The organism is Chryseobacterium pyrolae (assembly GCF_025153485.1).
GTDB classification, from domain to species: Bacteria; Bacteroidota; Bacteroidia; order Flavobacteriales; family Weeksellaceae; genus Chryseobacterium; species Chryseobacterium antibioticum.
Window position 1 is genome coordinate 23,987 of sequence record NZ_JANZQH010000007.1, and the last position, 26,806, is coordinate 50,792.

Annotated in this window: 22 protein-coding genes and 1 tRNA gene; 5 read left to right on the forward strand and 18 right to left on the reverse strand. The window is 37.6% G+C overall.

What is annotated here, in order from left to right; all coding sequences use genetic code 11:
• From NZD88_RS14750 to NZD88_RS14760, 3 genes are all read right to left on the reverse strand, one after another.
• On the reverse strand, positions 1-3,330 hold the full coding sequence (locus tag NZD88_RS14750) for a SusC/RagA family TonB-linked outer membrane protein (protein ID WP_259830137.1): 3,330 nt from the start codon (positions 3,328-3,330) through the stop codon (positions 1-3).
• A 6-nt stretch (positions 3,331-3,336) separates the two neighbouring features.
• Positions 3,337-5,919: a zinc-dependent metalloprotease gene (locus NZD88_RS14755; RefSeq protein ID WP_423738667.1), complete on the reverse strand. Its 2,583-nt coding sequence runs from the start codon at positions 5,917-5,919 to the stop codon at positions 3,337-3,339.
• A 112-nt stretch (positions 5,920-6,031) separates the two neighbouring features.
• Complete coding sequence (locus tag NZD88_RS14760) at positions 6,032-7,618, reverse strand: histidine kinase (RefSeq protein ID WP_259830139.1); 1,587 nt, start codon at positions 7,616-7,618, stop codon at positions 6,032-6,034.
• 988 nt (positions 7,619-8,606) lie between these two features.
• Here NZD88_RS14760 and NZD88_RS14765 point away from each other — a divergent pair.
• Positions 8,607-8,888 carry a DUF3817 domain-containing protein gene (locus NZD88_RS14765; protein ID WP_259830140.1) on the forward strand — a complete coding sequence of 94 codons (282 nt, stop codon included), beginning with the start codon at positions 8,607-8,609 and terminating at the stop codon, positions 8,886-8,888.
• A 327-nt stretch (positions 8,889-9,215) separates the two neighbouring features.
• On the opposite strand, the gene NZD88_RS14770 is transcribed toward NZD88_RS14765, so the two are convergent.
• The 6 genes from NZD88_RS14770 to holA form a co-directional block, all read right to left on the reverse strand.
• Positions 9,216-10,328, reverse strand: a complete 1,113-nt coding sequence (locus NZD88_RS14770) for a hypothetical protein (protein ID WP_259830141.1) — start codon at positions 10,326-10,328, stop codon at positions 9,216-9,218.
• Between the two features lie 410 nt (positions 10,329-10,738).
• A tRNA-Ser gene (locus tag NZD88_RS14775) sits at positions 10,739-10,823 on the reverse strand.
• A 213-nt stretch (positions 10,824-11,036) separates the two neighbouring features.
• Positions 11,037-11,264 carry a glyceraldehyde-3-phosphate dehydrogenase gene (locus NZD88_RS14780; protein WP_259830142.1) on the reverse strand — a complete coding sequence of 76 codons (228 nt, stop codon included), beginning with the start codon at positions 11,262-11,264 and terminating at the stop codon, positions 11,037-11,039.
• Positions 11,265-11,475: 211 nt separating this feature from the next.
• Positions 11,476-12,417: a thioredoxin-disulfide reductase gene (gene trxB / locus NZD88_RS14785; RefSeq protein ID WP_259830143.1), complete on the reverse strand. Its 942-nt coding sequence runs from the start codon at positions 12,415-12,417 to the stop codon at positions 11,476-11,478.
• 414 nt (positions 12,418-12,831) lie between these two features.
• A complete protein-coding gene (locus tag NZD88_RS14790) occupies positions 12,832-13,725 on the reverse strand; it encodes a hypothetical protein (protein WP_259830144.1) in 894 nt (297 codons plus the stop codon).
• Positions 13,726-13,824: 99 nt separating this feature from the next.
• Entirely contained in the window at positions 13,825-14,862 is a 1,038-nt protein-coding gene (gene holA / locus NZD88_RS14795) for a DNA polymerase III subunit delta (protein WP_259830145.1), read from the reverse strand.
• 8 nt (positions 14,863-14,870) lie between these two features.
• On the opposite strand from holA, the gene NZD88_RS14800 reads away from it, so the two are divergent.
• From NZD88_RS14800 to NZD88_RS14810, 3 genes are all read left to right on the forward strand, one after another.
• Positions 14,871-15,302 (forward strand): type I restriction enzyme HsdR N-terminal domain-containing protein, encoded by a 432-nt coding sequence (locus NZD88_RS14800; protein ID WP_259830146.1) that lies wholly within the window; start codon positions 14,871-14,873, stop codon positions 15,300-15,302.
• A gap of 467 nt (positions 15,303-15,769) precedes the next feature.
• Complete coding sequence (locus NZD88_RS14805; RefSeq protein ID WP_259830147.1) at positions 15,770-16,381, forward strand: HAD family hydrolase; 612 nt, start codon at positions 15,770-15,772, stop codon at positions 16,379-16,381.
• Positions 16,382-16,548: 167 nt separating this feature from the next.
• Entirely contained in the window at positions 16,549-17,292 is a 744-nt protein-coding gene (locus NZD88_RS14810; RefSeq protein WP_259830148.1) for a dienelactone hydrolase family protein, read from the forward strand.
• 102 nt (positions 17,293-17,394) lie between these two features.
• Here NZD88_RS14810 and NZD88_RS14815 read toward each other — a convergent pair whose 3' ends face one another.
• The 7 genes from NZD88_RS14815 to NZD88_RS14845 form a co-directional block, all read right to left on the reverse strand.
• Positions 17,395-17,754 carry a cupin domain-containing protein gene (locus NZD88_RS14815; protein ID WP_259830150.1) on the reverse strand — a complete coding sequence of 120 codons (360 nt, stop codon included), beginning with the start codon at positions 17,752-17,754 and terminating at the stop codon, positions 17,395-17,397.
• Entirely contained in the window at positions 17,751-18,278 is a 528-nt protein-coding gene (locus NZD88_RS14820) for a GNAT family N-acetyltransferase (protein ID WP_259830152.1), read from the reverse strand. Before NZD88_RS14820 ends, NZD88_RS14815 begins: the two co-directional genes overlap by 4 nt.
• Before the next feature lie 3 nt (positions 18,279-18,281).
• A complete protein-coding gene (locus NZD88_RS14825) occupies positions 18,282-18,887 on the reverse strand; it encodes a DUF2911 domain-containing protein (RefSeq protein WP_259830153.1) in 606 nt (201 codons plus the stop codon).
• 29 nt (positions 18,888-18,916) lie between these two features.
• Entirely contained in the window at positions 18,917-19,429 is a 513-nt protein-coding gene (locus NZD88_RS14830) for a methylated-DNA--[protein]-cysteine S-methyltransferase (RefSeq protein ID WP_259830154.1), read from the reverse strand.
• Between the two features lie 64 nt (positions 19,430-19,493).
• Positions 19,494-20,360 carry a hypothetical protein gene (locus NZD88_RS14835; protein WP_259830155.1) on the reverse strand — a complete coding sequence of 289 codons (867 nt, stop codon included), beginning with the start codon at positions 20,358-20,360 and terminating at the stop codon, positions 19,494-19,496.
• 40 nt (positions 20,361-20,400) lie between these two features.
• The gene (locus NZD88_RS14840; protein ID WP_259830156.1) at positions 20,401-20,961 is read right to left on the reverse strand and encodes a DinB family protein; all 561 of its coding nucleotides are present in this window, start codon (positions 20,959-20,961) and stop codon (positions 20,401-20,403) included.
• 54 nt (positions 20,962-21,015) lie between these two features.
• Entirely contained in the window at positions 21,016-21,534 is a 519-nt protein-coding gene (locus NZD88_RS14845; protein ID WP_259830157.1) for a Crp/Fnr family transcriptional regulator, read from the reverse strand.
• A gap of 77 nt (positions 21,535-21,611) precedes the next feature.
• Here NZD88_RS14845 and NZD88_RS14850 point away from each other — a divergent pair, with 77 nt between their 5' ends.
• Complete coding sequence (locus tag NZD88_RS14850; RefSeq protein ID WP_259830159.1) at positions 21,612-22,466, forward strand: hypothetical protein; 855 nt, start codon at positions 21,612-21,614, stop codon at positions 22,464-22,466.
• A gap of 282 nt (positions 22,467-22,748) precedes the next feature.
• On the opposite strand, the gene NZD88_RS14855 is transcribed toward NZD88_RS14850, so the two are convergent.
• Both NZD88_RS14855 and carB read right to left on the reverse strand, forming a co-directional pair.
• Entirely contained in the window at positions 22,749-23,438 is a 690-nt protein-coding gene (locus NZD88_RS14855; protein WP_259830161.1) for a hypothetical protein, read from the reverse strand.
• 156 nt (positions 23,439-23,594) lie between these two features.
• Positions 23,595-26,777, reverse strand: a complete 3,183-nt coding sequence (gene carB, locus NZD88_RS14860; RefSeq protein ID WP_259830162.1) for a carbamoyl-phosphate synthase large subunit — start codon at positions 26,775-26,777, stop codon at positions 23,595-23,597.
• Between the last annotated feature and the right edge of the window lie 29 nt (positions 26,778-26,806).

Consider the following 26,806-nt stretch of genomic DNA (forward strand, 5'->3'; position numbering starts at 1 on the left):
TTAAAAAGAAACATTAAATCCTACTGTCACTGATTTTGCAATGGGCTGTGCATAGATATTTCCGTAGGTTTCCGGATCAAAGTATCCTTTATATCCATTACTGAAAACAAAAAGGTTACGTCCTTCGATGCTCAATCTCAGACTGCTGATTCCCATAGGACTTGTAAACTCTTTAGGCAGCGTATAGCCTAAACGGATACTGCTGATTCTTACATAGCTAATCTCTTTTGCCCATACATCCAGTAAGCTGTAGGCATTGGAACGGTTATCGGCGAACCATTTATTGGCCATCCATCCCGGATTGCTTTCCATATCAGGACTGGTGATTCCCGGAAGTGTAGTTCCTGCCTCGTAGATATCTTTTGTATAATTTCTTCCTCTGTCCAGATCCATTCCTCTGTAAGACGGTGACCTCATCACCGTTTGCTTGAAGCTGAAAGCAGCAGAAATAGTCATATCAAAGTTGTGTACTTTGAATGTATTGATAATTCCTCCTGTGAACTTAGGATCCCGGTCTCCTACATAGGTGAAAAGGTTTCTAAGTTCTTCATTGGACAGTTTTGTATCTACAAGCTGACCCGGAAGGAAATCTGCGTACACGTCATACAGTTTGAAGAAATCTTCGGCTGATATTTTTTCATTTCCTTTCCAGAACATTGGATTTCCGTTTGCATCCATTCCTGCAGTTTTCAGTGCAAAAACGGCATTTACGGGAAGACCTTCTCTTGAAGGAAGTAGAGCGTTGTTACGAGGTTGTTCACTAAGAACCCTGCTCTTGTTGTGGGCAAAGTTAATCGTAGTGCTCCATTTGAAGTTTTCCTTATCGATGTTTCTCGTAGATAAAGCCAGTTCAAAACCTTTATTGATCAAACTTCCCCAGTTCATCATCGTATATTCAAACCCGGTTTCAAGCGGTGTTTCTTTCATACTGATCATGTCTGTTCCTTTTCTGCTGTAGATATCCGCTGTAAAGTTGACACGGTTTTTAAGCACTCCCAGATCAAGTCCAAAGTTGACGTTGGTTGTTTTTTCCCAACGCAGTTTATCGTTTGGAGGACTGATGACGTTGATGATATTCTCTTTATTTCCAGGAAGAATCGTTGCATCATAATATTCACCGATAAAGAATGGTGAAGTATTACGGTCTATATTCCCCTGCAAACCGTAAGAAGCTCTTAATCTCAGGTTAGAAACAGCCGTAAGATTCTTCATGAAGCTTTCTTTCGTTACCAGCCACGAACCTGAAACCGCCCATATCGGCAGGTATTTGTATTTTTTATTAACCCCGAATAAATTGGTTCCGTCATATCTTACACTTCCGAAAAAAGTGTATTTCTGGTCAAAAGTATAAGAAGCGGTCGCAAACATGGAAGCATAGGCATTCTCAACCGGTGGCATTTCACGGTACGTCTCATATCTTCTGTCCGAAGCATCGTTGGAATTTGGGAAAACGATGGCTGTCGCTTTTCGTGTTGTATCGTCATAACCGAAAGCTCGGGTCAATGTTGTATTATCTTCCGTTTTACGGATTTCTGTTCCGGCCATCAAATCAATTTCATGTCTTGAATTGATTTTTGTGCTGTACGATCCCTGCAATTTCCAGTTGTACTGAAAAAAGTCGTTATCCCAGTTTTGTTTTACCCCTCCGTCGGGCAGGAAATAACGGAATGCCCCATCTTTGTAATAACGGGTTCCTTCTCTCATTTTTCTGGTGAAGTAAGTTTCCTGAGCTGCAAATTTCTCTGTTTTGTTGCTGTCATACTGCATCCCCAACTGAGAAGTAATCTTGAGGTCTTTCGTTATTTTATATTCTAAATCGAATATGGCTTTTAATGAACGGTTCTTCAGTGTATAGCTTGTATTTTCCCTTTCTTCCAGAAAATTAAAAGGAATGTATCGGTCGGAAAAACCATCAATATCCTGATCATATCGGTAGCTTCCGTCCGGATTGAACGGCGTCAGGTAAGGATTGGCATTTCTTGAATAATTGATTGGGTTGATGGATGCATCAGCATCTGTCACAAACGATTCCCGCTCACTTTGTGTTCCGAAAATAGAGATTCCTGCACTTAATTTATCACTTAGTTTATAATTGTTTTTTAAAGTCAGGTTATATCGTTTAAAACCAGTTCCGATGGTTGTTCCTTCTTCATCATAATATCCCAGTGAGAAATAATAATCTGAACGGTCGCTTCCTCCTGAAACACTTAATCCATACTGCTTATTGATTGCGTTTCTGTAAAGAAGTTTCCCCCAATCTGTATTATTGCTTCTTAAACCATCCAACTGCTGACGGGTAAATGTATTCAATGCTCCCAAACCTCCGTTTCTGTAAGCATCCAGCTGTCCGTTTTTCATTAAAATCCTCATTACTTCCCCTTTGTCGGCACGATAGGTTAGGTCGGCACGGCTGGCAAGCATTAATTCCAAATCTACTTTTTCAGAAGCATTCAGAAGGTTAAGCTTGTTAAAATCCGGGCGTGATGTCACGAAGGTATCAGCTGAGAAATTGATCCTCATGGTTCCTTTTTTCCCTTTTTTAGTGGTAATAGAGATCACCCCATTGGCAGCTCGGGCTCCATAAATAGCGGTAGCCGCGGCATCTTTTAAAATGGTGATATCTTCAATATCGTTAGGGTTTAAACCTGCAATAGAAAAATTCTGAAGCTGGTCTATATTATCTTTATCGCTGAAATTAGGGACATCATTTCCTTCTAACGGAAGACCGTCTACTACCCATAGCGGATCCTGTGGACCTGAAAGAGAAGCGGTTCCTCTGATTCTGATCTTTGCAGGACCTCCCGGAGATCCGGTTTGAGGCGTTACCACCACCCCTGCAACCTGTCCCGAAAGCATCTGGTCTACACTGGCTACACCCGCCTGGTTGATGTTATCCATCTTCACCGTAGCAACGGCAGAAGTCTGCTTACGCTTTTCAATTTTCTGATATCCGGTAATGATGACTTCCTGGATTTTATTTTTGTCTGAAACTTCAGGAGCCAGTCTTACCGTATAATTGGTCTGCCCTTCACTGATCTGAATGACCCTGGACTCATAGCCCGGATAACTTACCAATACAGACTTGGTGTCTGCAGGAATTTCCAGGATAAATTTCCCATTACTGTCGGTCACTGTACCTACCGATACACTTTCAATAATTCCTACTAAGTCGGTCTTTGTAGAAACGGACTGGGTTTCTATCTTTACAGATGCTCCGGAAATCATAGCAGATGTATTTCCGTCTTCTATTTTTCCTGTAATGGTCTTCTTTTCCTGGGCAAATGCAATCTGAGCCGCCAAAAGAGGTAAAAGTACTAGAGTTTTTTTCATAGCTGATTATTTGTTTAAAGCCTCTTCTATTCGGATGATCAAGTCTGCATAATGAGCCCTGGAAGCTTCATCTCCTTTGTTTTTATTTCTATTTAATACGTTCAATATTTTCTGTAGTTCTGCTCTTTTATACGTAGTGACCTCAGATACTCTTTTCATTGATGAATAGTTGATATTTCTGAGACCGTGGTCTTCTTCATGGAAATTACAGATCATCGGAATGTTCAGTGTATTTTCTACTTTTAAAGCTTTTACTGCCGTTTTTTCAAATAATTTATTGACGGAAACAATCAAAGCATCTACATAGTTTTTCTGTGTCATCTTTTCAAGAATCGTCAGGCTTCCTTTTTTGTTGAAAACAGCTGTTCTCAACTGTCCAAACAGATCCTCTACGGTATAAATTTGTTCTTTTGAACCCGACACCTCATGTTTTAACTGGTTTTCAATCATTCTGAGAAGTCTGTCATCCATCAGCAGGGAATAAATATTGGCATACTGCATTCCTCTTGCTAATGTGTACGGAGTCTGTTCAAAGGGTCCCATCGGGGAATTTTTCACAGAATACGTTTTCTCTGTAATCGGGTTAAAGAATAACCATTCCGGCAGGTTGACTGAATTTTTAACCAGATAATCCACCGCTCTTTTCTGAATTTCTGCAGGTACCGCTTCATAGGCTTTTTTCTTGCTGCCAAAGACTGTATTGTCCAGATAAATTCCTCCTACATTCGCCATCACATGCCCTGTATACAGATCCCACTGCCCGACTGCTCCCATGTACAGTTTTCCTGCATCTGTGTAGGTCTTCCCGTCTTCATACGTCCACTTAAGAAGGTTGTCTACAACGATTCTTAAGTTTTTCATCCCGTATTCGCTGGCCTTCATCGCATCATCCCCTAAATCTTCAGACTGGGAACGCGGATCGATGGTTTCCAGATAGCTCTGCTGCTCTCCATAGAAATACAATGGGTCATCTGCATGCTTTTCTATTAAATCTCTCAACGCCTTTTTCTCTGATGCTGCATCAGGATACCAACGGTAGCCCCATTCAATAGCATGTTTGTCATAAATTCCGATCTTCGGGGTGATCGCTGTTACTCCATCTTCAGGCTGCGCTACGTAGTTGTATCGTGCATAATCCATAATGGAAGGTGCAGTTCCACCCATTTTATCCGTAAACTCTTTTGAACGGAGAGATTCTACAGGAAAAGCAAAGGAAGATCCCATATTGTGTTTCAGTCCGAAAGTATGTCCCACTTCATGGGATGATACAAAACGAATGGCCTCGCCCATATGCTCATCGCTGAATACGTTTCCTCTGGCTTTAGGATCTATAGGTCCTGTCTGAATTCTCATCCATTCCTGAAGAGAAGTCATCACATTGTGCCACCAGATGATATCCGATTCAATAATTTCACCGCTTCTTGGATCTACCACTGAAGGTCCCATGGCATTTGATTTGGGTGAAGCCACATAGGTAATCACCGAATATCTTACATCATCAATGTCAAAATCCTTATCGTTCTCATCCGGCATTTTTGCAATGACTGCATTTTTAAAACCTGCCTTTTCAAAAGCGGCCTGCCAGTCGAAAACTCCTGCAATGATTTTCTCACGCCACTGGATAGGCGTTGCAGGATCTATATAATAAATGATCGGCTTCTTGGGTTCTACCAACTCGCCTCTTACATACTTTTCTTTATCTTCATCTTTAGGTTCCAAACGCCATCTGGTGATAAACTGTTTTTCATCCATTTTCTGCTGACGATCGTTGAATGTCCAATGTTTTTCACTGAAAAAACCAACTCTTGCGTCTTCAATTCTCGGCTGCATCGGTACTTTGGAAAGCAACACCAGATTGGTAGTGACTCCAAGCGTTACCGGCAGATCTACTCCTCCTTCATTGACGGATGTGGTCAGCTGGGATTTTACAACCAGGTTCTGAGGAAAGGTTTTTACGCCTTCGATGTAGGAAAGGTTGGACTTTACAGATCCTCCAAGCCCTACATTGGCCAAAACATCATTAAAGCTTTTCTGATTTCCGTCAAAAATCTTATTGACTTTAATGGCTACAGACGTAGAATCATTGTTCTGGGCTTCAATATCAAAAACTTCAATCACAGATTCTGAAAAGTTGTCTTTTACAGATTTTGTAATTACATCGTTTTTAGGCGATGATACCTGTGGAACCACCGTTTTCACCCATACTTTTTTGGCTACTGCATCTCGGTGAAAAGAAATGACCTTGTTTTCATAGTTCATTCCTTTATTCAGGCCAGCTTCGTTCACCTGCATTGGTACCTGAGACAGTTTATTGACCACCAAAAACTGACGCCCCATTAAACTGTCGGGAATTTCAAAATACACATCGGTTTTTACCTGGATGGTATTGAAAAGGCCTTTTTTGTAGGTTCCTTTTTTAATCAGATCATCAATTTTCTTTGCTTTTTTTGATGAAACATCTGTTTTCTCCGATTTTTCTTTATCTGTTTTTAATGTGTCTTTTTTCTGTGCCAGTACTCCCGGTGAGGCTAACGCCAGCCCTAAGTACAGTGCAAGTCTGTAGTTCTTCATTACCATAGTCCGATTCATTCCAAATTATTAGATATCTCAGTTTCAGCTCACAAAACTATACGTAAAGAAATAATATCAACAGCGTTAGGGAGTGAGAGGCAGTATTTCGGGAGTGAATGGATTTCATTTTTTATTCTAATAATGGTAAAATGCATATGAAATATTCACCATCTACAGAAATATTAACAGAATTCTTTTTAAAAAAATCATAAACCTGATTCAAATAGTCAATTCCGAATTTGGCACCCTGAACGTCTTCATCTGTTTTGGGCTGCCAGGTATTCTTCACTGTGATCTCTTCATCTTCTACAGTGATGAGAATGTCTAATGGATGATCTATAGTCGCGATATTGTGTTTTATAGCGTTTTCCACCAACATCTGAAGAGACAGGTACGGAATCCGCTTTTCCAGACTTTTGGGATTATGAACAATCAGATCAAAGGTGAGTTCTTCATCAAACCGGCTTTTGAGAAGCTCCATATACTGCTGGATAAACTTGATTTCCTGCGCTACAGGTACTATATTTTCCTGTGGAGGTACGATAAGGTATCTGTAGATCTTGGAGAGATTCATAGTAAACCGTTGTGCATTATCCTTATTAATCCCGATGAGCATGTAAAGAGAGTTCAGCGAATTGAATAGGAAGTGCGGATTGATATTGTTTTTAAGCTGCTGAAGCTGGTGCAGGGCTTCTACCCTGTGCATTTTCTCATTCTCAACGAGCAGCAGGTTTTTCTCAGATTGTATCTTTTCTTTTTCTTTATACGCCATGTTGGCAGCCCTGTGAAATAGGATAAAAACCGCTACGATAAGGAATAAAGCCGCCAGAAAAATATAAACGGTATACATTTTTGTATTGCTGACACTTTCATCGATCAGGAAATTCACGTGGTTGACGACAGCATAGCCATCAAAATTATCTGTTTTCAATGGTTTTACGAAGCGGGTTACTTCCAGATTGAGATACTCAGAAACCCCGATTCCTTCGGTGTAACCTGATTTTGTGGTACTGCATAAGGTATCTTTTGGCTGAACATCCGTAAAATCGAAGATATTTCTGCCTAAATATTTCTTTTCAGGATGGGAAATGCAGATGCCTTCTTTGGTGAAAACATAGGCGTAATTGTTCAGGTTTTTATCGATATTGGAGAAGTATTCATGAAGGTCGTTCAGGCTTACCGCAGATCCGTAATAGAGTATATTTTTCCTTGGCAGCACAAGTGAATCGTAGCTTACCCAATAGGTTGTATCTCTGCGCGTGGTCAGGAAATCTCTGAAATGCCCGGATCTGTTGTTTTCTATTTTGGTATATCTTGTGTCTGCTGACTTCTTTGTGAGCACGTCTGATAACGTACTGTTGCTTACAGATTTTCCGGAAGCAGCATCGTAGTAGGAATACCAGCTGTAAGGCAACAGGCTTCCTTTCCTGTTCATATTATTTAAAACGGAAGAATATTCTTTATAGTTTTTCAACCCATCTTTCTGGATTAGGGCACGCAGAAGGTACTGGTATTCTTCTATATTTCTGAATTCTTTCTCCAGGGTTTCATATTTCTGGAAAAAAGTTTTCTTGGCAAATCCTTCATTGTTTTTCCGACTGTCACGGGTAATGAGGAAACTCAGAACCGCAAAGGCAACCACCGCAATGAAACAGGCCGACAAAGCTGCTATATAAATAGATTTCCGGGCTAATATCTGTTTAAAATTAGTATTCATTTTTTTTCTTCTTCTTTGTCATTATATTCAATGATCAAACTATTAGAATCTTAGGATAAGATTCTTCTTATGCACCCAATGGATGCATTTTTTATGATGTGATTGTGTAAGGTGTGATTTTTATATATTCTTTTGTCTTGAAATCAAAGATTTGATATGGTCAAACAAAAGAACCAATAGTTCAAGACTGGAATCTTCCGCTAAAATTTCCTAAGCCAATAAGATCAATTAAGGATCATCTTTTGGTTATAAATCCATAAAACAGGATGCTTAATTTTTTAACGCAAAGTTTGATTCTGATTCTGCGTATTATAAAGGATGCAAAGAGGGAATCAATTGCATTGATTCGATTAAGCGGATGTTTTTCCTATATGCTTCATCAGCGGCTATGCAGAATTCTACTCCGTCTGATCTCCAAAAAATTACATCCCGTCTACGTGACTTTTTTGCATAAAAAAGTTCCATTAGCGTTCTAATGGAATTAGTTTTTTCAGCAGAGATGGGGAGGATTACTGTTGAGCACCTAAAGCCCCTTTTAACCTTTATTTGATACCATTAAAAATTAAGTTGCAAATATACTATAAAATATTGAAAGCTTCTTTTAGTGAACGTTGCTAAAATCAAATGTGTGTCCATCAAAAACCGCTTCTTATATCACCAGACCGATTATTCTAACCTTTTCCTGCAACTTTCAATACCTACTTCTCAGTGAAGAGAGGGATTAGAAACTCTCTTGTAAGAGCTCATAGATACTATTTCTATAATATGAATCTAAAAGTGCCATCAAACAAACATTTCTAACTAAAGATTAAGCATTAAATAAGATCTTCTAGTCATGATTCTTCACAGAAAAAACTTGATCAATTCCATTCTTTACCGAAGTAAAATAATCATGATCACATCTGGTAGGAGGATTCCGGTTGTCTATTCCAATGGAATAAGCTATTATTGTCTAAAAAAATAATCTTTTGATAATATAATTATTCAGATGATCAATATATACCGTAAAACAGCTTTAATTGAAGGGCTTTCCTATCTGATTCTGCTCTTCATTGCCATGCCTTTAAAATACTTTTTTAATATACCGGAAGGAGTAAAATATTTTGGATGGATCCATGGAGTGTTGTTTCTCGTATTTCTGATAGCGCTCCTGCTAGCCGCAATAAAATACAGATGGAATTTAAAAAGAATCATATTGTATTTAGTAGCTTCGGTACTCCCATTTGTACCATTTATACTGGATAAAAGTCTGAAAAAAGAATATGCTTAAAAATCGAAGTGGACTTTCTCCTATTTCTATCTTTTATCAGTCACAATTATTGGTCATCCAATTGAACAACAGTTTTCAGACACTGAGCGCTCGCCTAATTTTCGTGGCCATTATTTAGAATTTAAAAAGCGTCAAGAAGTTGACATATCGTTTCCGTTATTTGAAGATTGTGACTATACCAGAACAGTACACATCATTCAGCAATAAAAAAAGGTTTTTTCAGCGGAGAGAGAGGAATTCGACCCCCGGACCTGTTACAGTCAATAGTTTTCAAGACTATCGCAATGTAAGCAAACGGCTGTTAGCCCTCGTTTTTTGTTAAAGATTTTATTTCTTTAATTCCATTTGAATAGTGTCCTTGTAAAAAATCATTTTCCATTGCATTGAGTTATTTCTGAAATTGTTAATCTGAACAGGAATTGTATCAGGTTTATTCGGATTCTTTTCGTAAGATATAACCTTAAAATTCTGTTCTTTATCATCGTGATGATATTTCATAAATAATGAAGTACTGTCCACATACATATATGGATTCGGACAATAATACATTTTTCCTCTTTCTTCAATATAAATTGTTTTCCAAGCCAAAGTATCTTGCTGCCATTGATTTTCTTTAACCAATTTTCCATTACGTGTCATCGATGTGACTTTCCATTTTCCAAAATATTTTTTTGAAAGGTGAACGTCATAATTATAGTAAATAACAAACAATAAAGGAATTAGAATACATAACACACGAGCGATTGAACGTAAAAAATTATTACCAATTGATGGCAGTCTATTTTTGTGCTGATTAAAGAAGTTTATTATATTAACTTTTTGCTGTAAAAACAGATGAACTAAGCCTAATGTTATCAGGATAGATGTAAATAAGGTAATGGGGCCAATGCTATAAAAAACATTAATCAAAACAATGTTCAGCATGACAGGTAAAAGTATGGTAATGCCTAATAAAGTGGTACGTTTGAATAACAAAAGAATAGCACCAATTATTTGAAAAAACGCCAAAATCACAGCTAATCCGTAAGAAAATCCATAATACTTCCAGGTTAATTCCGGACCCGTTAATACGCTTGATAAAGAATCATTTATATGATATGAATAATTAAAGTTGACTTCAAATATTTTTTGAAAGCCAAAATCCAATAGTAGAAACGCCATCCAATAACGTAACAATGTTGAAAGCCAGGAAATATATTTTATAGAATTAAAAGTTCCATTATTTTCTTTTCTGTGCCAATAAAAAGAAAAACCAATTGAGAATAGTATTGCTAATCCTAATGTGAAAAATCCTACAGGAAATATAAACTTTGAAATTTTATAAGGCAAAAGAGGTAAGATTATAAAAAGAGCAGTATTTGTACTACCAACAATTGCTAAAAACGATAATGAAAATTTCGAAAACCATTTTGTATTACTTATTACTTCGGCTGAATTCATAGATTTTTTAAAATTAATATTTTTTGGTTACTGTTTTTACAAAATGACGCCTAGCAATATTTTCCACGGAACAAAAGATATATAAAAACCTCGTAAAAAAATACCTATATCCACATTTCGTGACATTGGTCGCTAAGATAAATATTTATTTATGAATTAGGTACTTAAAAAAAACTTTAATGGATGCCAAAGATCATGAGTAGGAGCTATAAAAAATATACGAATTGAGAGGCAATCAAAACTCGAATAAAGTTACCTTTATCTAAATGGAAAATAAGTAAGTGACCAGCCTTTTTCTGGATCCATTATTTTTGAGTGTTTTTGAAAATTTTGACTATACCAGATAAGATCAATACATCTTATTCAGAAATAAAAAAACCTTAGAATAAAATATTCTAAGGTTTTTTTTGCGGAGAGAGAGGGATTCGAACCCCCGGACCTGTTACAGTCAATAGTTTTCAAGACTATCGCAATCGACCACTCTGCCATCTCTCCTGAATCACGGTGATACCGTTGTTTTCAGTGGTGCAAATATAAAACGATTTTATATTTCTGCAAAACTTTTCCCTTATAAATTTTAACGAAACTTAATAATAGGCTTAAAATCAGGCGAATTATTTTTAGTCATTTCTTTAAAACAGATCTCCAATATTACGTTCCAGAACTAAAAGTACAGTCTTTGAAATACCTTTGGGTCTTTTGTTTTGTTTAGCTCTCCTTCTTCTCTTCCCTGTCTACTATAGAAATGAAACTATTTTTCAGAAGATCCGCCGGATACACAAACTGGTCTCCGTTTTCTCCCTTCACCACAATGGCGCCCTGTTCATCGTTCAGGCATTTGTCCAGCTGGCTTTGCATTTCATTCAGTCTTCCCTCCGGAATATCAATGGTGTAGGTTCCTGTGACGTGTTTTATTTTTATGATTTTGTTGTGCATGTTGTTTTTTTGGATTGGGAGATAAATTTAGGGATTTTCTTTGAAGTGCGACATAAGCCACCCCGTCAAAAATTCTTTGAATTTTCGCCACCCCTCCAATGGAGGGGAATGTGATGCCGACCAATTATAACTTTTGTGGTAAGAAAGGGGATAAAGTGAAATAAAAAAAGCGCACCCATCGGGTACGCTCTGTATTGTAAAAAACTGAATACTAATGTAATTCAGCAAGATATTTCTCTGCATCCATCGCAGCCATACATCCGCTTCCTGCAGCAGTAATCGCTTGTCTGTAGATATGATCCTGAACATCTCCTGCAGCAAATACCCCCGGAAGATTGGTTCTTGTAGACCCTTTTTCAGTAAGGATATATCCGTTTTCATCAAGATCGATCTGTCCTACGAAGATATCCGTATTCGGTTTGTGACCGATGGCGATGAAGATACCGTCTACATCAACCGAAGATTTTTCCTGAGTCTGGTTGTTGATGATCATCGCTCTTTCTACAAGGCTGTTCTCCCCTTCAATTCCTATTAACTCATGGTTGAATTTCACTTCGATGTTCGGTGTGTTTTCTACTCTGTGGATCATTGCTTTGGAAGCTCTGAACACGTCTTTTCTTACCAGCATCGTTACTTTTTTCGTAAGCTTTGCAAGATAAGTTGCTTCTTCTGCTGCTGTATCTCCCGCTCCTACTACTACCACGTCTTTTCCTCTGTAGAAGAATCCGTCGCATGTAGCACATGCCGAAACACCACCACCTGCATATTTCTTCTCATCGTCAAGGCCCAGATATTTTGCGGTAGCTCCTGTAGAGATAATCACCGTTTTGGCCAGGATTTCCTTATTTCCTGCGTATAGTTTGTGAACACCGCCTTCTTCTTTGGAGAATTCAGCTTTAGTGATCATTTCGTAATGAACTTTAGTGTCGAATCTTTCCGCCTGCTTTTGCAGATCCATCATCATTTCAGGTCCTGTAATCCCTGCCGGATATCCTGGAAAGTTATCAACCTCCGTAGTTGTGGTTAATTGTCCGCCCGGCTCCAAACCTGTATATAGTTCTGGTTTCAAGTCTGCTCTTGCCGCATAAATAGCTGCTGTAAAGCCAGAAGGCCCGGATCCAACGATCACACAATCTAAAATGTTTTGTTCCATAATTTACTTTGTTCAAAAAGATTTTAATTCAGACCGCTAATTTCGTAATTTTTAATGTTTTATTAAAGTATTTTTAATGATACTTGTCAATATGAAATATGTGGACTGTCGATTGGGATTTATTTGTTTGAGGGTTTGAGAGTAAATGAGTTTGGAGAGGGTTGTTGGTTGTTGGTTGCTGGTTACTGACTTTTATAGTTAAGTGTAGGATGCGAAATTCGGGGCGGACTAGTTTGGAGAGGGTTATTAGTTTCTGGTTCTTATCGTTGAGTATATGTTCAGTATTTAATATCTGATCTCTACAATCTTAGCATTTTAAACCTACAAAAACCTCACACTCTAATACTCTAATACTCTAATACTCTAATACTCTAATACTCTAATACTCTAATACTCTAATACTCTAATACTCTCCTACTCCACCATCCACTTCACCAGTTCATTCCCATCCACAATATTCCATGAATGCGGATGTTTTGTTCCGTTTGCCCGGATACCGCGGTCCTGGGTTTGGATGAGTTCCGTATGTTTACTTCCTGCTTTCAGTAATGTCTGATTGGCTTTTTCCAGTACGTAGGCATTAAGTTCTTCGTAGGTCCTGTTTTTCTTTTCCAGCTGCCATTTCAGGTCTGGTTCGCAGTAAAATCTTGTTTTAATATTCTTAAGATATTGGATATTGCCTTCCTCAGCAGGTGCAGACATTAAATAGGGTGAAAACATTTTATATTTTTCACGGTTGATATCCGGTTTTCCTATTTCTTTTTCCAGGAGTTCAGTCAGGGACTTTCCTTCTTCTACAGCTTCGGGATCAGCATTTTTGGCTACATCCTTTTTAGCATCATCATATAGCTTTTCAAGATCAATTGGAGAATCTACGACCAGCAGACCTTTAGGCTTTACGCAATCATGATTTTTAATAAAGAAAGTTGTCATTAGAAGTGCGACATTTCCACCGCTGGAAAAACCTCCGATATATATATTATCTTTAGTAATTTTGTTGCGTTTAAATATCTTGTGTAAAGTTTTTGCGTATTGTTGTTTTTCAGATTCTGTTAAAAATAATTTCTGATTATAGTCTAAAAGAATCGTGGTAACGCCTTTCTTTTCGATACCTTTTAAAAACCCGGCTTCAGTTTTGGTATGTTCAATATGGCAAGGAAAGCAGGGAAATAAAATAAGGACCGCTTTCTGATCCTGTGCAATCTTTAATTCATAATGACTGCCTTTTATCGTCTGCCCAAAAATATTTTGAGTAGCAAAAATCATTAAAAACACAGAAAAAACAATCAGGAAAACACTTTTTCTCATATCAACAAAAAGATAAAACCCTAAAACACTCCACTCTAATACTCTAATCTAATACTCTAATACTCTAATACTCTAATACTCTAATACTCCAAAAACTCCCTACACCTTCATTTTAATCTTATCCACATTGATAATCTTATAAACAAGCTCCTTGATCAGTTCTGCCTCGCTCATATTCACAGCACCCAGACCTTTTCCTTTCATATCGAATTCTCTTAAGATTGAAATGACTCTGGTCGCGTGTTTCAAGGGATAAAGTCTTGCGCTTTCCGCATAATCTTTGATAAAATAAGGATTGACGCCCATTTGTGAAGCAATAACCTGCGGCGACTGTCCGGCCATCGTCTGATAAATAATCACATTGGAAAAGTAGCTGTACAGATTGGCCAGCATCATAACAAATGGATTGTTTTTTGGATTCTTACCCATAAAATGAGCGATCCTGAACGCTGCATCGGCATTTTTAGTTCCCAAAGCCTTCTGAAGTTCAAAAACATTGTACTCTTTACTGATCCCTATGTGATTTTCTACGATCGTTCCGTCCAGCATTTCGCCTTCTTTAAGGATGATCTTCAGCTTGTTCAGTTCGTTGGCAATTCTTGAAAGGTCGTTTCCCAGATATTCTGCAAGCAAATGGGCAATATTCGGAGCTGTTTTGATTTTCAATTGTGTACATTCATCAGCGATCCATTTGGGAAGATTGGAATCTCTGACCGATTCGCTTAAGAAAAGTGCTTTAGCTTTGTCTAAAGCTTTTGTCGCTTTTTTCCTGCTGTCCAGTTTTTTATGTTTGTGGGCAAAAACCAACACCGTTGAAGGGACAGGATTGTCCACATAGGTTTCCAGAACACGGTTTTCTTCCTCATTGAATTTCAGGTCCTGAGCTTCCTTGACGATGATTAGCTGCTTGTCCCCCATCATGGGAAACTGTCTGGCCAAAGAAAGGATCTCCTGGTATGAAGTATCTTTTCCGTACACCACCGTCTGGTTAAAAGCTTTTTCATCTTCCTCCAAAAAGTCGTGTTCAAGCACTTTTACAGCAGCATCAATAAAGTAAGGTTCTTCTCCGTGGAAAAAATAAATAGGTAAAACTTCTTTATTTTTAATATTTTTGAGGATTAAATCTAATTCTTTCATCTTAATTAATGGAACTTCCAAAACTGAATTTTCAGGAAACTTTTGATTTTAAATTCAAGAAAGACAAAGATAAGTTTTTTATTTATGACTTGGTCCGCAAAACTTACCTTCTGCTCACTCCTGAAGAATGGGTACGCCAGCACTGGATCCACTATTATCTTACGGTAAAAGGGTATTCTGCATCGGCACTGATTACTGAAAAAAAGATCCTCCTCAATGGCCTTACCAAAAGAATAGACCTTCTCGTTACAGAAAAAACTGAGCCCGTTATCCTGATTGAATGCAAGGCACCTCAAATTAAACTGACAGAGAAAACGTTTGAGCAAACGGCAAGGTATAACTCCATTATCGGAGCGAAAGAAATTATCCTGACGAATGGCCTGCATCATATCAATGCGTACTATGAAAACGGGCAGTATCAATTCTATAAACCGGAGTAAAAATTTCAATCACAAGTTTTTAATTGACTGGGATCACATTCCCATCCTCCGGAGGGGTGGCGAAAATTCAAAGAATTTTTGACGGGGTGGTTTAAAAGATTCATATCAACCACAAAAGACACAAAAGCTTATTGAATAATTTATTTAAGTTGAATACATTGCGAACAAGAAGTGCACTTAAGTTTTCATGAAAATCTCTGATTTTCTCCTTATGTAATCTTATTATTTTCAAGACGATAAAACTTTTGAAACTAAAGTGATCTAAAGTGTTTAACATTAAAAACTTTTGTGACTTTTGTGGTGAAATAGTATATGTAAGTTTTATAATTTTTTTTGATTTTCTAATTATATGCACTTAAGGTTTTCAGAATAATAATCTTTTGAAATTTATGTATTCTAAAGGGTTAAAATATCAAAACTTTTGCGACTTTTGTGGTGAAATAAAATAAAAAAGTTTAAAAACATATATGGAAATTAAAAATATCATCTTCGATTTTGGTGGCGTATTAGTAGACTGGAATCCAAGATATTTCTTTAAAGATTATTTCAATGACGATGAAAAAATGGAATACTTTCTTGAAAACATTGCCTATTCGGAATGGAATGAAGAACAGGACAAAGGAAGACTTTTATCCGAAGGAACTGATATTCAGATGAAAAAATTCCCGGAATGGGAAAAGGAACTTAGAGCTTATTATGACAACTGGACCGTCATGCTGAAAAGTGATATCCCTCAGAATGTAGACGTTTTAAGACGTTTGAAAAATACGGATTATCAATTGTTCGGACTGACCAACTGGTCTGAGGAAACCTTCCCGTACGCCCTGGAAAATTATGATTTCTTCCAGCTTTTTGGCGGAAAGATTGTCGTTTCAGGAACAGAAAAACTGATCAAACCTGATCCGAAAATCTGGCATGTGCTGTTGGAAAGATACCAGATCGAAGCTGGTGAATCTATTTTCATTGATGACAATCCTAAAAATATTGAGATGGCTCAGTCTTTGGGGTTTACAACCATCAAAATCAATCCTGATACAGATCTGAATCAGGAACTGGAAAACTTAGGCATTAAGCTCTGACCTGCTTCAGTTTTATACGATATACATCCTCATGATAAGTTATTTTCAGTAATTTAGATGAGGATTTTTTATGTCAACGAACAAACGATGATCCAGGGATGGTTTCGTTGCTTTGTACTTCGTAATGACCATATGCCTGAATTTTATCCTTTAATAAATTACAAAATATGATACGTACCCTTTTATTAACCGCTTGTATAATGAGCACAGGAACCGTTTTTGGCCAGAAACTTAAAACCATTTCCTATCAGGACGGCGCACAGAAGCTGAATGGACTGGTTACCTCCAATGCAGGAAAAAAACTTCCGGGCGTTTTGATTCTTCCAGCCTGGAAAGGTATTGATGAGGAAGCTAAAACTGCTGCTGCGGAACTTGAAAAACAGGGATATATTGCCTTTATTGCCGACATTTACGGGGAGGGAAATATTCCGACAGATAATGCTTCTGCCGGTAAAACTGCAGGATATTACAAACAGAATTATGAGGCCTACCAGAAACGTATTTCTTTGGCTCTGGAGCAATTGAAGAAAAATGGAGCCATTTCCAATAAAATTGCAGTGATTGGGTATTGTTTCGGAGGAACAGGCGCTTTAGAATCTGCAAGAGGAGCCCTTCCGGTTGTGGGTGTTGTTTCTATTCATGGAAGCATTGGAAAAGATCAGACCAGAAAAAACGGACCTATTGCCGCCAAGATTTTAGTTGAAAATCCAGCTGATGATCAGGGAGTCACTCCGGAAGATTATAATAATCTAATCAAGGAAATGAACGAAGGCAATGCAGACTGGCAGATCATTACTTATGCCCATTCAAAACATACGTTCACCGATCCGAAATCACCTGATTATAATGAGGTCATGGCGAAAAGAGCATGGAATCATACACTGATGTTTTTGAAGGAAATACTGAAATAAATTTTATATCAATGTAACAATCTAACAATGTAACAGTGTAACAATACTTTTATCGAAGATTCGAATTGGTACATTGTTACACTGCTACACTGGTATACTTTTTTACTCTTCCCTGTTCACCAATTCCATAGAAAAGGCAGGAAGACAAATGGCAATATAATCGCAAGGTTCAGAGAATGGATTGCTGTAACGCACTCTTGCTCCTTTTTCTATCAGAATACTCTGTCCTTTTTCAAGAATAACAACTTCACCATCGATCTCAAACTGCTTTTTTCCTGAAATGATAAGAGTGAACTCATCAAATTCCGGAGTCTGATGTGGCTCACTCCAGTCCGGTGGTGCCACCATATGGGCAATGGATACATTTGAATTTCCCGTGGAGTTTCCCCAATGTTCTTCGATGAGTTTTCCATCTGTGGTAGGGACTACAAAGGGCGATTGTTGGATTTTATATTTTTTCATGAGTGGTTTTCTTTTTTTATTTCATACACAAAATTGGTTCTTGTGGGTTCTGCGAAATAGGCTACTTCCTCTTCCGCGATCTTCTGTCCGCCAATCCTCTCCAAAGCGGTCTGGGAACGAAAGTTCTCCTTACCGATGTGGAAATGCACTTTATCTACAAACTGGAAAATATAATCAAGCATGAGTTTCTTCACCTGCGGATTGATTCCTTTTCCCCAGGATTTTGTCCCGTAGAAAGTATACCCTATGAAAATACGGTTTTCTCCTTCATCAAAGTTGTAAAACCGGGTGCTTCCCAAAACATCACCGGAAGATTTCTCTACAATTTTAAAAGCACCTCCGCTTTCCATCGCTCCCAGAAAAAAGCTTTCAAAAACTTCTCTTTTGTAACGGTCTTTGTTGGGATGCTGCTCCCAAACCCGGGGATCGGAAGCTACTTCATATACAGACTCAAAATCCCCTTGCTGTAAGGGGATTAATTGGTATTCCTGATTTTCTAAAACAGGTTGAATTGAAAATTTCATTGCTTAGCTTTTTGCTTTTGCTGCATCAGATTCTATCTTCTTAATTTCTTTCAGTTTATCTGAAATTTTGATTACCGCATCCGGTTTTGCAGGTTTCAGAGCAACTTCTGCCTGAACCATATCCCATTTGATAACTAAGTTTCCTGAATTTTCATCGGTCGGATTTAAGGTAATCTCAAACCATTCCTGCTTATCTGCCAATTTATTGACAGGTACTGTAATATCTACCACATCCTGTTTCGGATCATAGGTATAAGCGCCCCACTGCTGGAAGTCTTTGTTCAATATCACTTTCCATTCTTTTTCTGTAGGAACAATGAATAAACCGTAGGTTCCGGCAGGAACCGTTTTTCCACCGAAATTAACAGACTGTCCGAATGTGATTTTTGTCGATGAGTTCGCTCCTGCTCTCCAAACCTGTCCGTAAGGAACCAGTTCTCCGAAGATTTTACGCCCTTTCACTCCCGGTCTTCCGTAATCGATGCTGATTTTAGACATTGAAAACTGCTGCTCTACCTTCTGACGCGGACTTGCAGCCGGTACTGAGTAATCCTGAGCAAAACTTAAAGCCGAAGCTGATAGGCAAAGTGCAAATAGTAACTTTTTCACGTGTAAATTTTTGTCTAAATTTACAAAAATCAAAATAAAATAGCCTTCTCTAATTCCAATAATTTTTGCTTTCTCCATATTCCTCCTGCATAGCCTACCAGCTCTCCGTTTGAGCCAATGACACGGTGACAGGGGATCAAAATAGCAATTTTATTAATGCCATTCGCCGTTCCTACGGCACGTATTGCCTTGGGATTTCCTAAAAACTCAGATTGCTGTTTGTAGGTTCTGGTCTCTCCCATCGGAATCTCGCGCAACAGCTGCCAAACCTTCTCCTGAAACTCAGTTCCGGTGATGTACAGCGGAACATCAAACGTTTGCCTTTTCCCTTCAAAATATTCTTTCAGCTCTTCTTCAAGCTGTTTGAAGTGTACATGATCTCCTTCTTCAATTTCTGCTTTTAATGCTTTTGATAAAGAGATAAACTGTTTTTCAAAATTCTTCCGGTCTGTAAATTCAAGCAGACAGATCCCCTGTTCTATGGCACAGGCAACCATTTCTCCCAGCGGAGTTTGTATTGTTTTTCGGTAGATGATTTCCATTGATTTAAAAATAAAACCTCATAAGTTTTCTTATGAGGTTTAAATGTATATAAAATTACAATGCTTAATACCCGTAAATAGCAGATACTTTTAAATAATTATTGGGATCATTCTCCTTAAAATAGATCGTGGATGGTAAACCATTACTTTGATACTGATAAAAAGTATTGAACTCACCCATAAGATTTTCATCTTGAACAGTGGAAAAATAGGTTTTCTTCTTAACGACATTATTTTTAGAGAGCTGAGAATAATCACGAAGCGAAAAGATATTATAGCCATAACTCGGCAATCCTAAAATTCTGTTTTTATCAGTCAAAAAATTAGGATTTATATTCTGATCATATTCATAGATTGTAGTATGCGTCAACACAGCTGCATTTTCGCCCTGATAGGTTTCGACTTTAGTAACATTTTGGTTAGTGATGTAGATTTTAAACATCATTGTATTATTGATCTGGCCTAAATAATACTTGGTGTAATCTCTTGCAATAATAATGTCATTAGAAGGGTATTCAAAAGTAGTATATACTTTTCCATCCAGAGGCTGCTCTAAAACTTCTGACTTTGAAAGCTTTTGATTAGTGTAAGTAAGTTTTCTCCGTATATCCAAAGGATTGTGAAGGTGCAGTTGAGGATACATATAACCTGTTATTGATATTCCTGACAGCAGACCATTAGCATAGGTTAGGTTTTCAGTATAGTTACCATTAATATCCCAGACTTTAACCAATTGATCATTATTGTACTCAAATTTAAATTCTAGTTTTTCATAGAGGGAAGTAACTCCATTGACAACATCTTCATCTTTGAGGGTTAAAGTTTTAATTTTCGGCAGCGCAGGATCGTTTGTTATCACGTTTTCTAGATCATCTGAACTTCCACAAGACAACGCAGAAAGGAACAAAATTCCCAATAGATATTTCTTCATAAAAAGAGTTATTAGCGCGACAAAAGTAATGAAATTTACCTTAAACCAATACCGCTTTTAAAGTAAAAATTTTCTCAGCCTGACTGATATGCCTTGCATTATGATAGATTACAAAACGAAAAGTATCGCCCAATTTAAGTTTGACCAGTTTTGAAATGCTGATACTGGTTTTGACTTTATTAAGATCAATATTTCCTGCTTTTCCAAGTAATTCCAGTAATTGCTGCTGTTGTCTGATGAATTCTTCCACCACACTTTTATCCAGCTGACTGTTAATTGGATCCATGCTTTTGAAGGTTTTCATTTTGTTCAGTTTTTCCTTGGGAAGCATCGATTGAGCAAAATAGTTTCCTAAAATTCCGGGTTTAAAAGAAGATGTGTGAGAAGTTATAGAGGAAGAAATTCTATGGCTGATCTCAGGAATATAAAAATTTCCGTAACGGTTCAGATGCTCAAGACATTCCAGCACACTCCAGCTTTCATGCGAAATTCTGTAATTGAGTTTTCCATCGGTTTCCTGCAGAAGATTTTCCGCAAATAGGATATGCTCCTGAGTCTGTATTTTCAATTCATTCAATAATTGTGATGTAGAAATTTTCATTGATGATTTTTATACAAATTTCGGAATCTGTTTTTTCTTAAATCTTGACTGAACTCAAGATTTTTTAAGCCTTGATAAAGTTTCCGGAGACATTCTTAGGTAGTTGGCGATGTATTTATTGGGAACTTCCTGAAAAAGCTTCGGACTTCTTTTCAATACTCTGTTGAAACGTTCTCCGGGAGAATTGATCAGCAGGTCTTTTTCTCTTTCAATCTGCTGCAACACAAGATCCTCCAAAATACGGTTCCAAAATTTAAGATTTTCTACACCCGACTGAATAAATTGGTAGAAATCTTTTTGAGACGCTACTCTTACAGTCGTTTTTTTGATAGCCTGAATATAAAAATCCGAAGGTTTCCCGGACAAAAAGGAATCCAGAGAAACAATAATATTTCCGGTATATCCAAAGCGGATGATCCTTTCTTCATTTTCGTCCATCATAAAAATCCGGACACTTCCATTGTCTACAAAATAAATATCGGTATCTGTACTTCCTGAAGTTTTTAGAAACTCATTTCTTTTGAATTCCTTTTTCTCCCAATGAAGGCCACTGTTAAGTAGTTTTTGAATCATTTGATATTCCTGTTTTGCTGTTCCAAAGATAATAGGTAATTTTAAAATTCCTGATTTTAACCACTAATCACTTGATAATGTTCAAAAAAATAAGCCTTATTCTACTTTTTTCTGCGGGTCTTTTCAGCATACATGCACAGCAGACCATTCCCTTCCGGATCACCAAACATAATAATATCATTGTAAAAACACTGGTCAATAAAAAGGATACGCTGGATCTGATGTTCCAGATCGCTATGGAAGATGCTTCGATTTCTCCGGAAAGACAGCGTAAAGCAGATCATATTATTTTCAATAAAGAGGAAGTCAGTGAAAATAACACGGTGCAGATTGGAAAATTAACCCTTAATAACGTTCGTTTTTCTGACAACCAACTGGCTGGCCACGAGGCTGACGGAAAGATAGGAACCGTTCTGTTTGGAGGAAAAGCATTTAAAATCGATTATGACCATAATCAGTTCATTGTCTATGACAAAACACCGGACGTAAAAGACTTCCAACCTATTAACACGATGTATGACCATGAAGCTTTTTATATTGTCGCTGATAACGTTATCGACGGAGATAAGCAACAGGAAGCTTATTTTGTACTTCAATCCGGATATTCAGGAGGGTTGTTGTATAGTAATGATTTTGCTGCAGAAAAAGAACTGGATAAAAAACTGAAGATAACGGGAGAAAAAACATTAAAAAATTCCAGTGGGAAAAGTATCATCACGAAACAAGGCATACTCCCCTTTTTGAAAGTGGGAAGCAGTGTTTTAAAAGATGTTTCAGCAGGATTTTTTATCGGTGATCTAAAAAAACAGACGGTCAATTATTTTGGTGCCGATCTGTTGCGAAGATTCAACTGGGTCTTTGATGCAGACCGAAAAACAGCGTATATCAAACCGAGCAAGTATTTTTCGGAACCTTATTATAAGGTTAACTAAGGGGAACATAGCTAATTTACTGACAGGTAAATAGGTTTTATAATAGATGCTTCGTGAACCGCGTTCGTAAATCTATATGAATATTAGTTCCGATCAACACTTCATATGATCCCGTAGATTTTTAAAGGTTCACTTATCTTAAAATAAACTGACTGAAGTGACTGAGAATAGAGTCAAATTCTGAGGGCATGTATATATTTCTGGATTTTTAGCATTAAGAAGATCTTACGGCAAGGAAAGAATTATTTTATCCTTTAAAATTATTCAGGTTAATATCGTTTACTACTTGACTTCAGATAATAGAGATTGTATATTCTGTAATTCTTCTTCCGTGGTATACGTTATGATGATGAGCAGGTTATAGCTTTCGTAATTTTTCAAAGCATAGATTCTATTTCCCGTTATATTTCCGTTTATATCAGGAATTGATACTTTTAGATAGGGAATTTTATCATTTTTTCCAAACTGTAAAGTGTTTGTTGCTTCTAAATTTTCTTTATTAAGCTTAAAATAATCAGAATTAGATTCAAACTGCTTTTTCAGTTCTTCTTTTATGAGTTTAATATCTTTTTCAGCATTCTCACCTGGAGAAGAAACCACGGCAAATACAAGGTCTCCCTTTCTTAAACCTGATTTAACCTCATCCAAACTATTGTTCGAAATTGAAAATAAGGGATACACAGCATCTTCCTGAGTAATATTAAGTTCTTTAGATATTTTGATTTTACCTCCCGTTAGAATCGTACCGGGTGCACTTTGGTTCATCGGTATGAATTTAGAAAATCCATTTTCATTATCAATAAAGTTCCAGCTATTCGGAAGCTGAATGGTGAAATTCATAGACTCATTGTGATATTTCCAATCTTTTGTCAATGTCCCTTTTGAAATTTCAGGAATATCCCCTAGCCCTTTACCACAGGATATCATTATAAATAAACTATAGATAGATATTATATATTTTAAAAATTTCATTGTATTTTAAGTTAATTTTTGTTCTATCAATATATCATTTTTCTAATTTATACAAATTATATAAAGCAACAAATATTTTTTTCCCCTAAGGTTTATCAGCAAAAACCCTCATAAGTTGCCTTACGAGGGTTTAAATATAATATTGTTTTTTGATAATTACATCGTCTCCATTTTGAAACTCATGCTTTCAATTACTTTCAGGATGGCTTCTACCGTGTCCATGGATGTTAAACAAGGAACACCGTTCTCCACACTCATTCTTCTGATCTGGAATCCGTCTCTTTCTACCTGCTTTCCTTTGGTCATGGTATTCACTACATACTGTACTTTCCCTTTCTGGATCAGGTCGATCAGGTTTACATCATCTTCTCCGATTTTATATCCGATTTTACAAGGAATCCCCTGTTCTCCAAAGAATTTAGCCGTTCCTTCCGTTGCCCAGATTCTGAAACCAACTTCGTGAAATCTTGCTGCCAGATCTGCTGCTTCCTGCTTGTGTTTATCTGCAACTGTGAACAAAATGGAACCGTGCATCGGAACTTTTCTTCCTGCTGCAATTAATCCTTTGTACAGAGCTTTTTCCAGCGTTGTATCTTTCCCCATTACTTCTCCCGTAGACTTCATTTCAGGTCCCAGAGAGATATCAACTTTCGTTAGTTTTGAGAAAGAGAATACAGGAACTTTTACGAAGACTCCTTCTTTATTCGGAACTAATCCGTTTTTATACCCTAAATCTTTCAGTTTCTGTCCTAAAATTGCTTTTGTTGCTAAGTTCGCCATCGGAACTTCTGTAATTTTAGACAGGAAAGGAACTGTTCTTGATGAACGTGGATTCACCTCGATTACATAAACATTTCCTTCGAAAAGAACGTACTGGATGTTCATTAAACCAATCACATTCAATCCTTTTGCCAGTCTCTGGGTATAATCTACCAAAGTGTCGATTTCCTCCTGCGAAACATTCTGAGGCGGATAGACCGCAATAGAGTCTCCGGAGTGAACTCCCGCTCTTTCAATATGTTCCATAATCCCAGGAATAATGACTGTTTCACCATCGCAGATTGCATCTACTTCAACTTCTTTTCCTGTAATATAACGGTCCACCAAAACCGGATGTTCCGGGCTTGCATCTACCGCAAATTCCATATAGTGAGCCAATTCGCTTTCGGTGTATACAATTTCCATGGCTCTACCTCCTAGTACATAACTTGGACGAACCAATACCGGATAACCGATTTCGTTGGCAATGGTAATGGCTTCTTCTTTTGAAGTTGACGTTTTTCCTAAAGGCTGGGGAATTCCCATTTCCTGAAGGGCCTTTTCAAATTTATCTCTGTTTTCAGCTCTGTCTAAATCTTCCAATGAAGTTCCAAGAATTTTCACTCCGTAACTTGCCAGTTTATCCGCTAAGTTGATCGCTGTCTGCCCTCCGAACTGAACAACAACTCCCATTGGTTTCTCAAGATCGATGATACTCATTACATCTTCTTCCGTTAAAGGTTCGAAGTATAATTTATCTGAAATCGAGAAGTCTGTAGAAACCGTTTCAGGGTTATTGTTGATAATAATCGCTTCGTAACCCATCTCTTTGATCGCCCAAACTGAGTGAACTGTTGCATAATCAAACTCTACTCCCTGACCAATTCTGATTGGTCCTGAACCTAAAACAATTACTTTTTGTTTATCCGTAACTACACTCTCATTTTCTTCTTCATAAGTTCCGTAGAAATAAGGGGTTTCACTTTCAAATTCTGCGGCACACGTATCTACCATTTTGTAAACCGGTATTATGCCATTTTCTTTTCTGAAATTATAAACTTCTCTTTGCTTAGATTCCCATAAATGAGCGATATTCTGATCTGAGAAGCCTAATTTTTTAGCCTGAATTAAGGTTTCTTTATCAAATTTATTGGCCGCAATTACTTTTTCAAAATCAACAAGTTTCTTTAATTTCCAGATGAAGAATTTATCAATTTTGCTCCATTCTACAATTTGCTCCCAATCGTAACCTCTTCTCAAAGCATCACAGATAATGAACAGTCTTTCATCGTCACAAACTCTTATTCTTCTTTCGATATCTTCTGGAGTTAACGCTGCAGCCTGTTTTGTTTTTAATCCCAAATGTCTTAAACCTGTTTCTAAAGAACGAACGGCTTTCTGCAATGATTCCTCAAAGTTTCTTCCGATGGCCATTACTTCTCCGGTTGCTTTCATCTGTGTAGACAATCTTCTGTCCGCTGTTTCGAATTTATCGAACGGGAATCTTGGGAATTTCGTCACCACATAATCAAGGGCCGGTTCAAAACATGCGTATGTTTTTCCTGTCACAGGATTCATGATCTCGTCAAGTGTTAAACCTACAGCAATCTTCGCCGCAATTTTTGCAATCGGATACCCTGTTGCTTTACTTGCCAATGCTGAAGAACGGGAAACTCTAGGGTTCACCTCGATGATATAATAGTTGAATGAATCTGGGTCTAACGCCAGCTGAACATTACATCCTCCCTCAATTCCTAAGGCTCTGATGATCTTCAGAGAAGCGTTTCTCAATAACTGGTACTCTCTGTCAGAAAGCGTCTGAGAAGGCGCCACTACGATGGAATCCCCAGTGTGAACGCCTACCGGATCTATATTTTCCATGTTACAAACCACAATCGCGTTGTCGTTGGCATCACGCATTACTTCGTATTCAATTTCCTTGAAACCTGCAATTGATCTCTCGATAAGACATTGTGTTACCGGGCTGTATTTCAATCCTAATTCAGCAATCTCTTTCAATTCAGCTTCCGTAGAGGCAATACCACCTCCTGTTCCACCCATCGTAAAGGCAGGACGAACAATCACGGGATATCCGATTTCTTCAGCAAAACGGATTGCTCCTTCTACTGTAGTTACGATATCTGACTCAGGAACTGGCTCGTTCAGTTCTCTCATCAGTTCACGGAAAAGATCTCTGTCTTCCGCTCTGTTGATCGCAGAAAGCGTAGTTCCTAAAACTTCCACTTTACATTCTTCAAGAATACCTGATTTTTCCAATTCTACTGCCATATTCAGACCTGTCTGACCTCCCAATGTTGGTAATAAAGCATCCGGACGTTCTTTTCTGATGATGTGGCTTACAAACTGAAGGGAAATCGGCTCGATATATACTTTATCTGCGATTTCTACATCCGTCATAATGGTTGCAGGATTCGAGTTGATCAAAATCACCTTGTAGCCTTCTTCTCTCAAAGACAGGCAAGCCTGCGTTCCTGCGTAATCAAATTCAGCTGCCTGACCGATGATGATGGGTCCTGAACCGATTACTAAAATTGTTTTTATATCTGTACGTTTTGCCATTTTTCTTTTTTTAGATACCAGATGTCAGA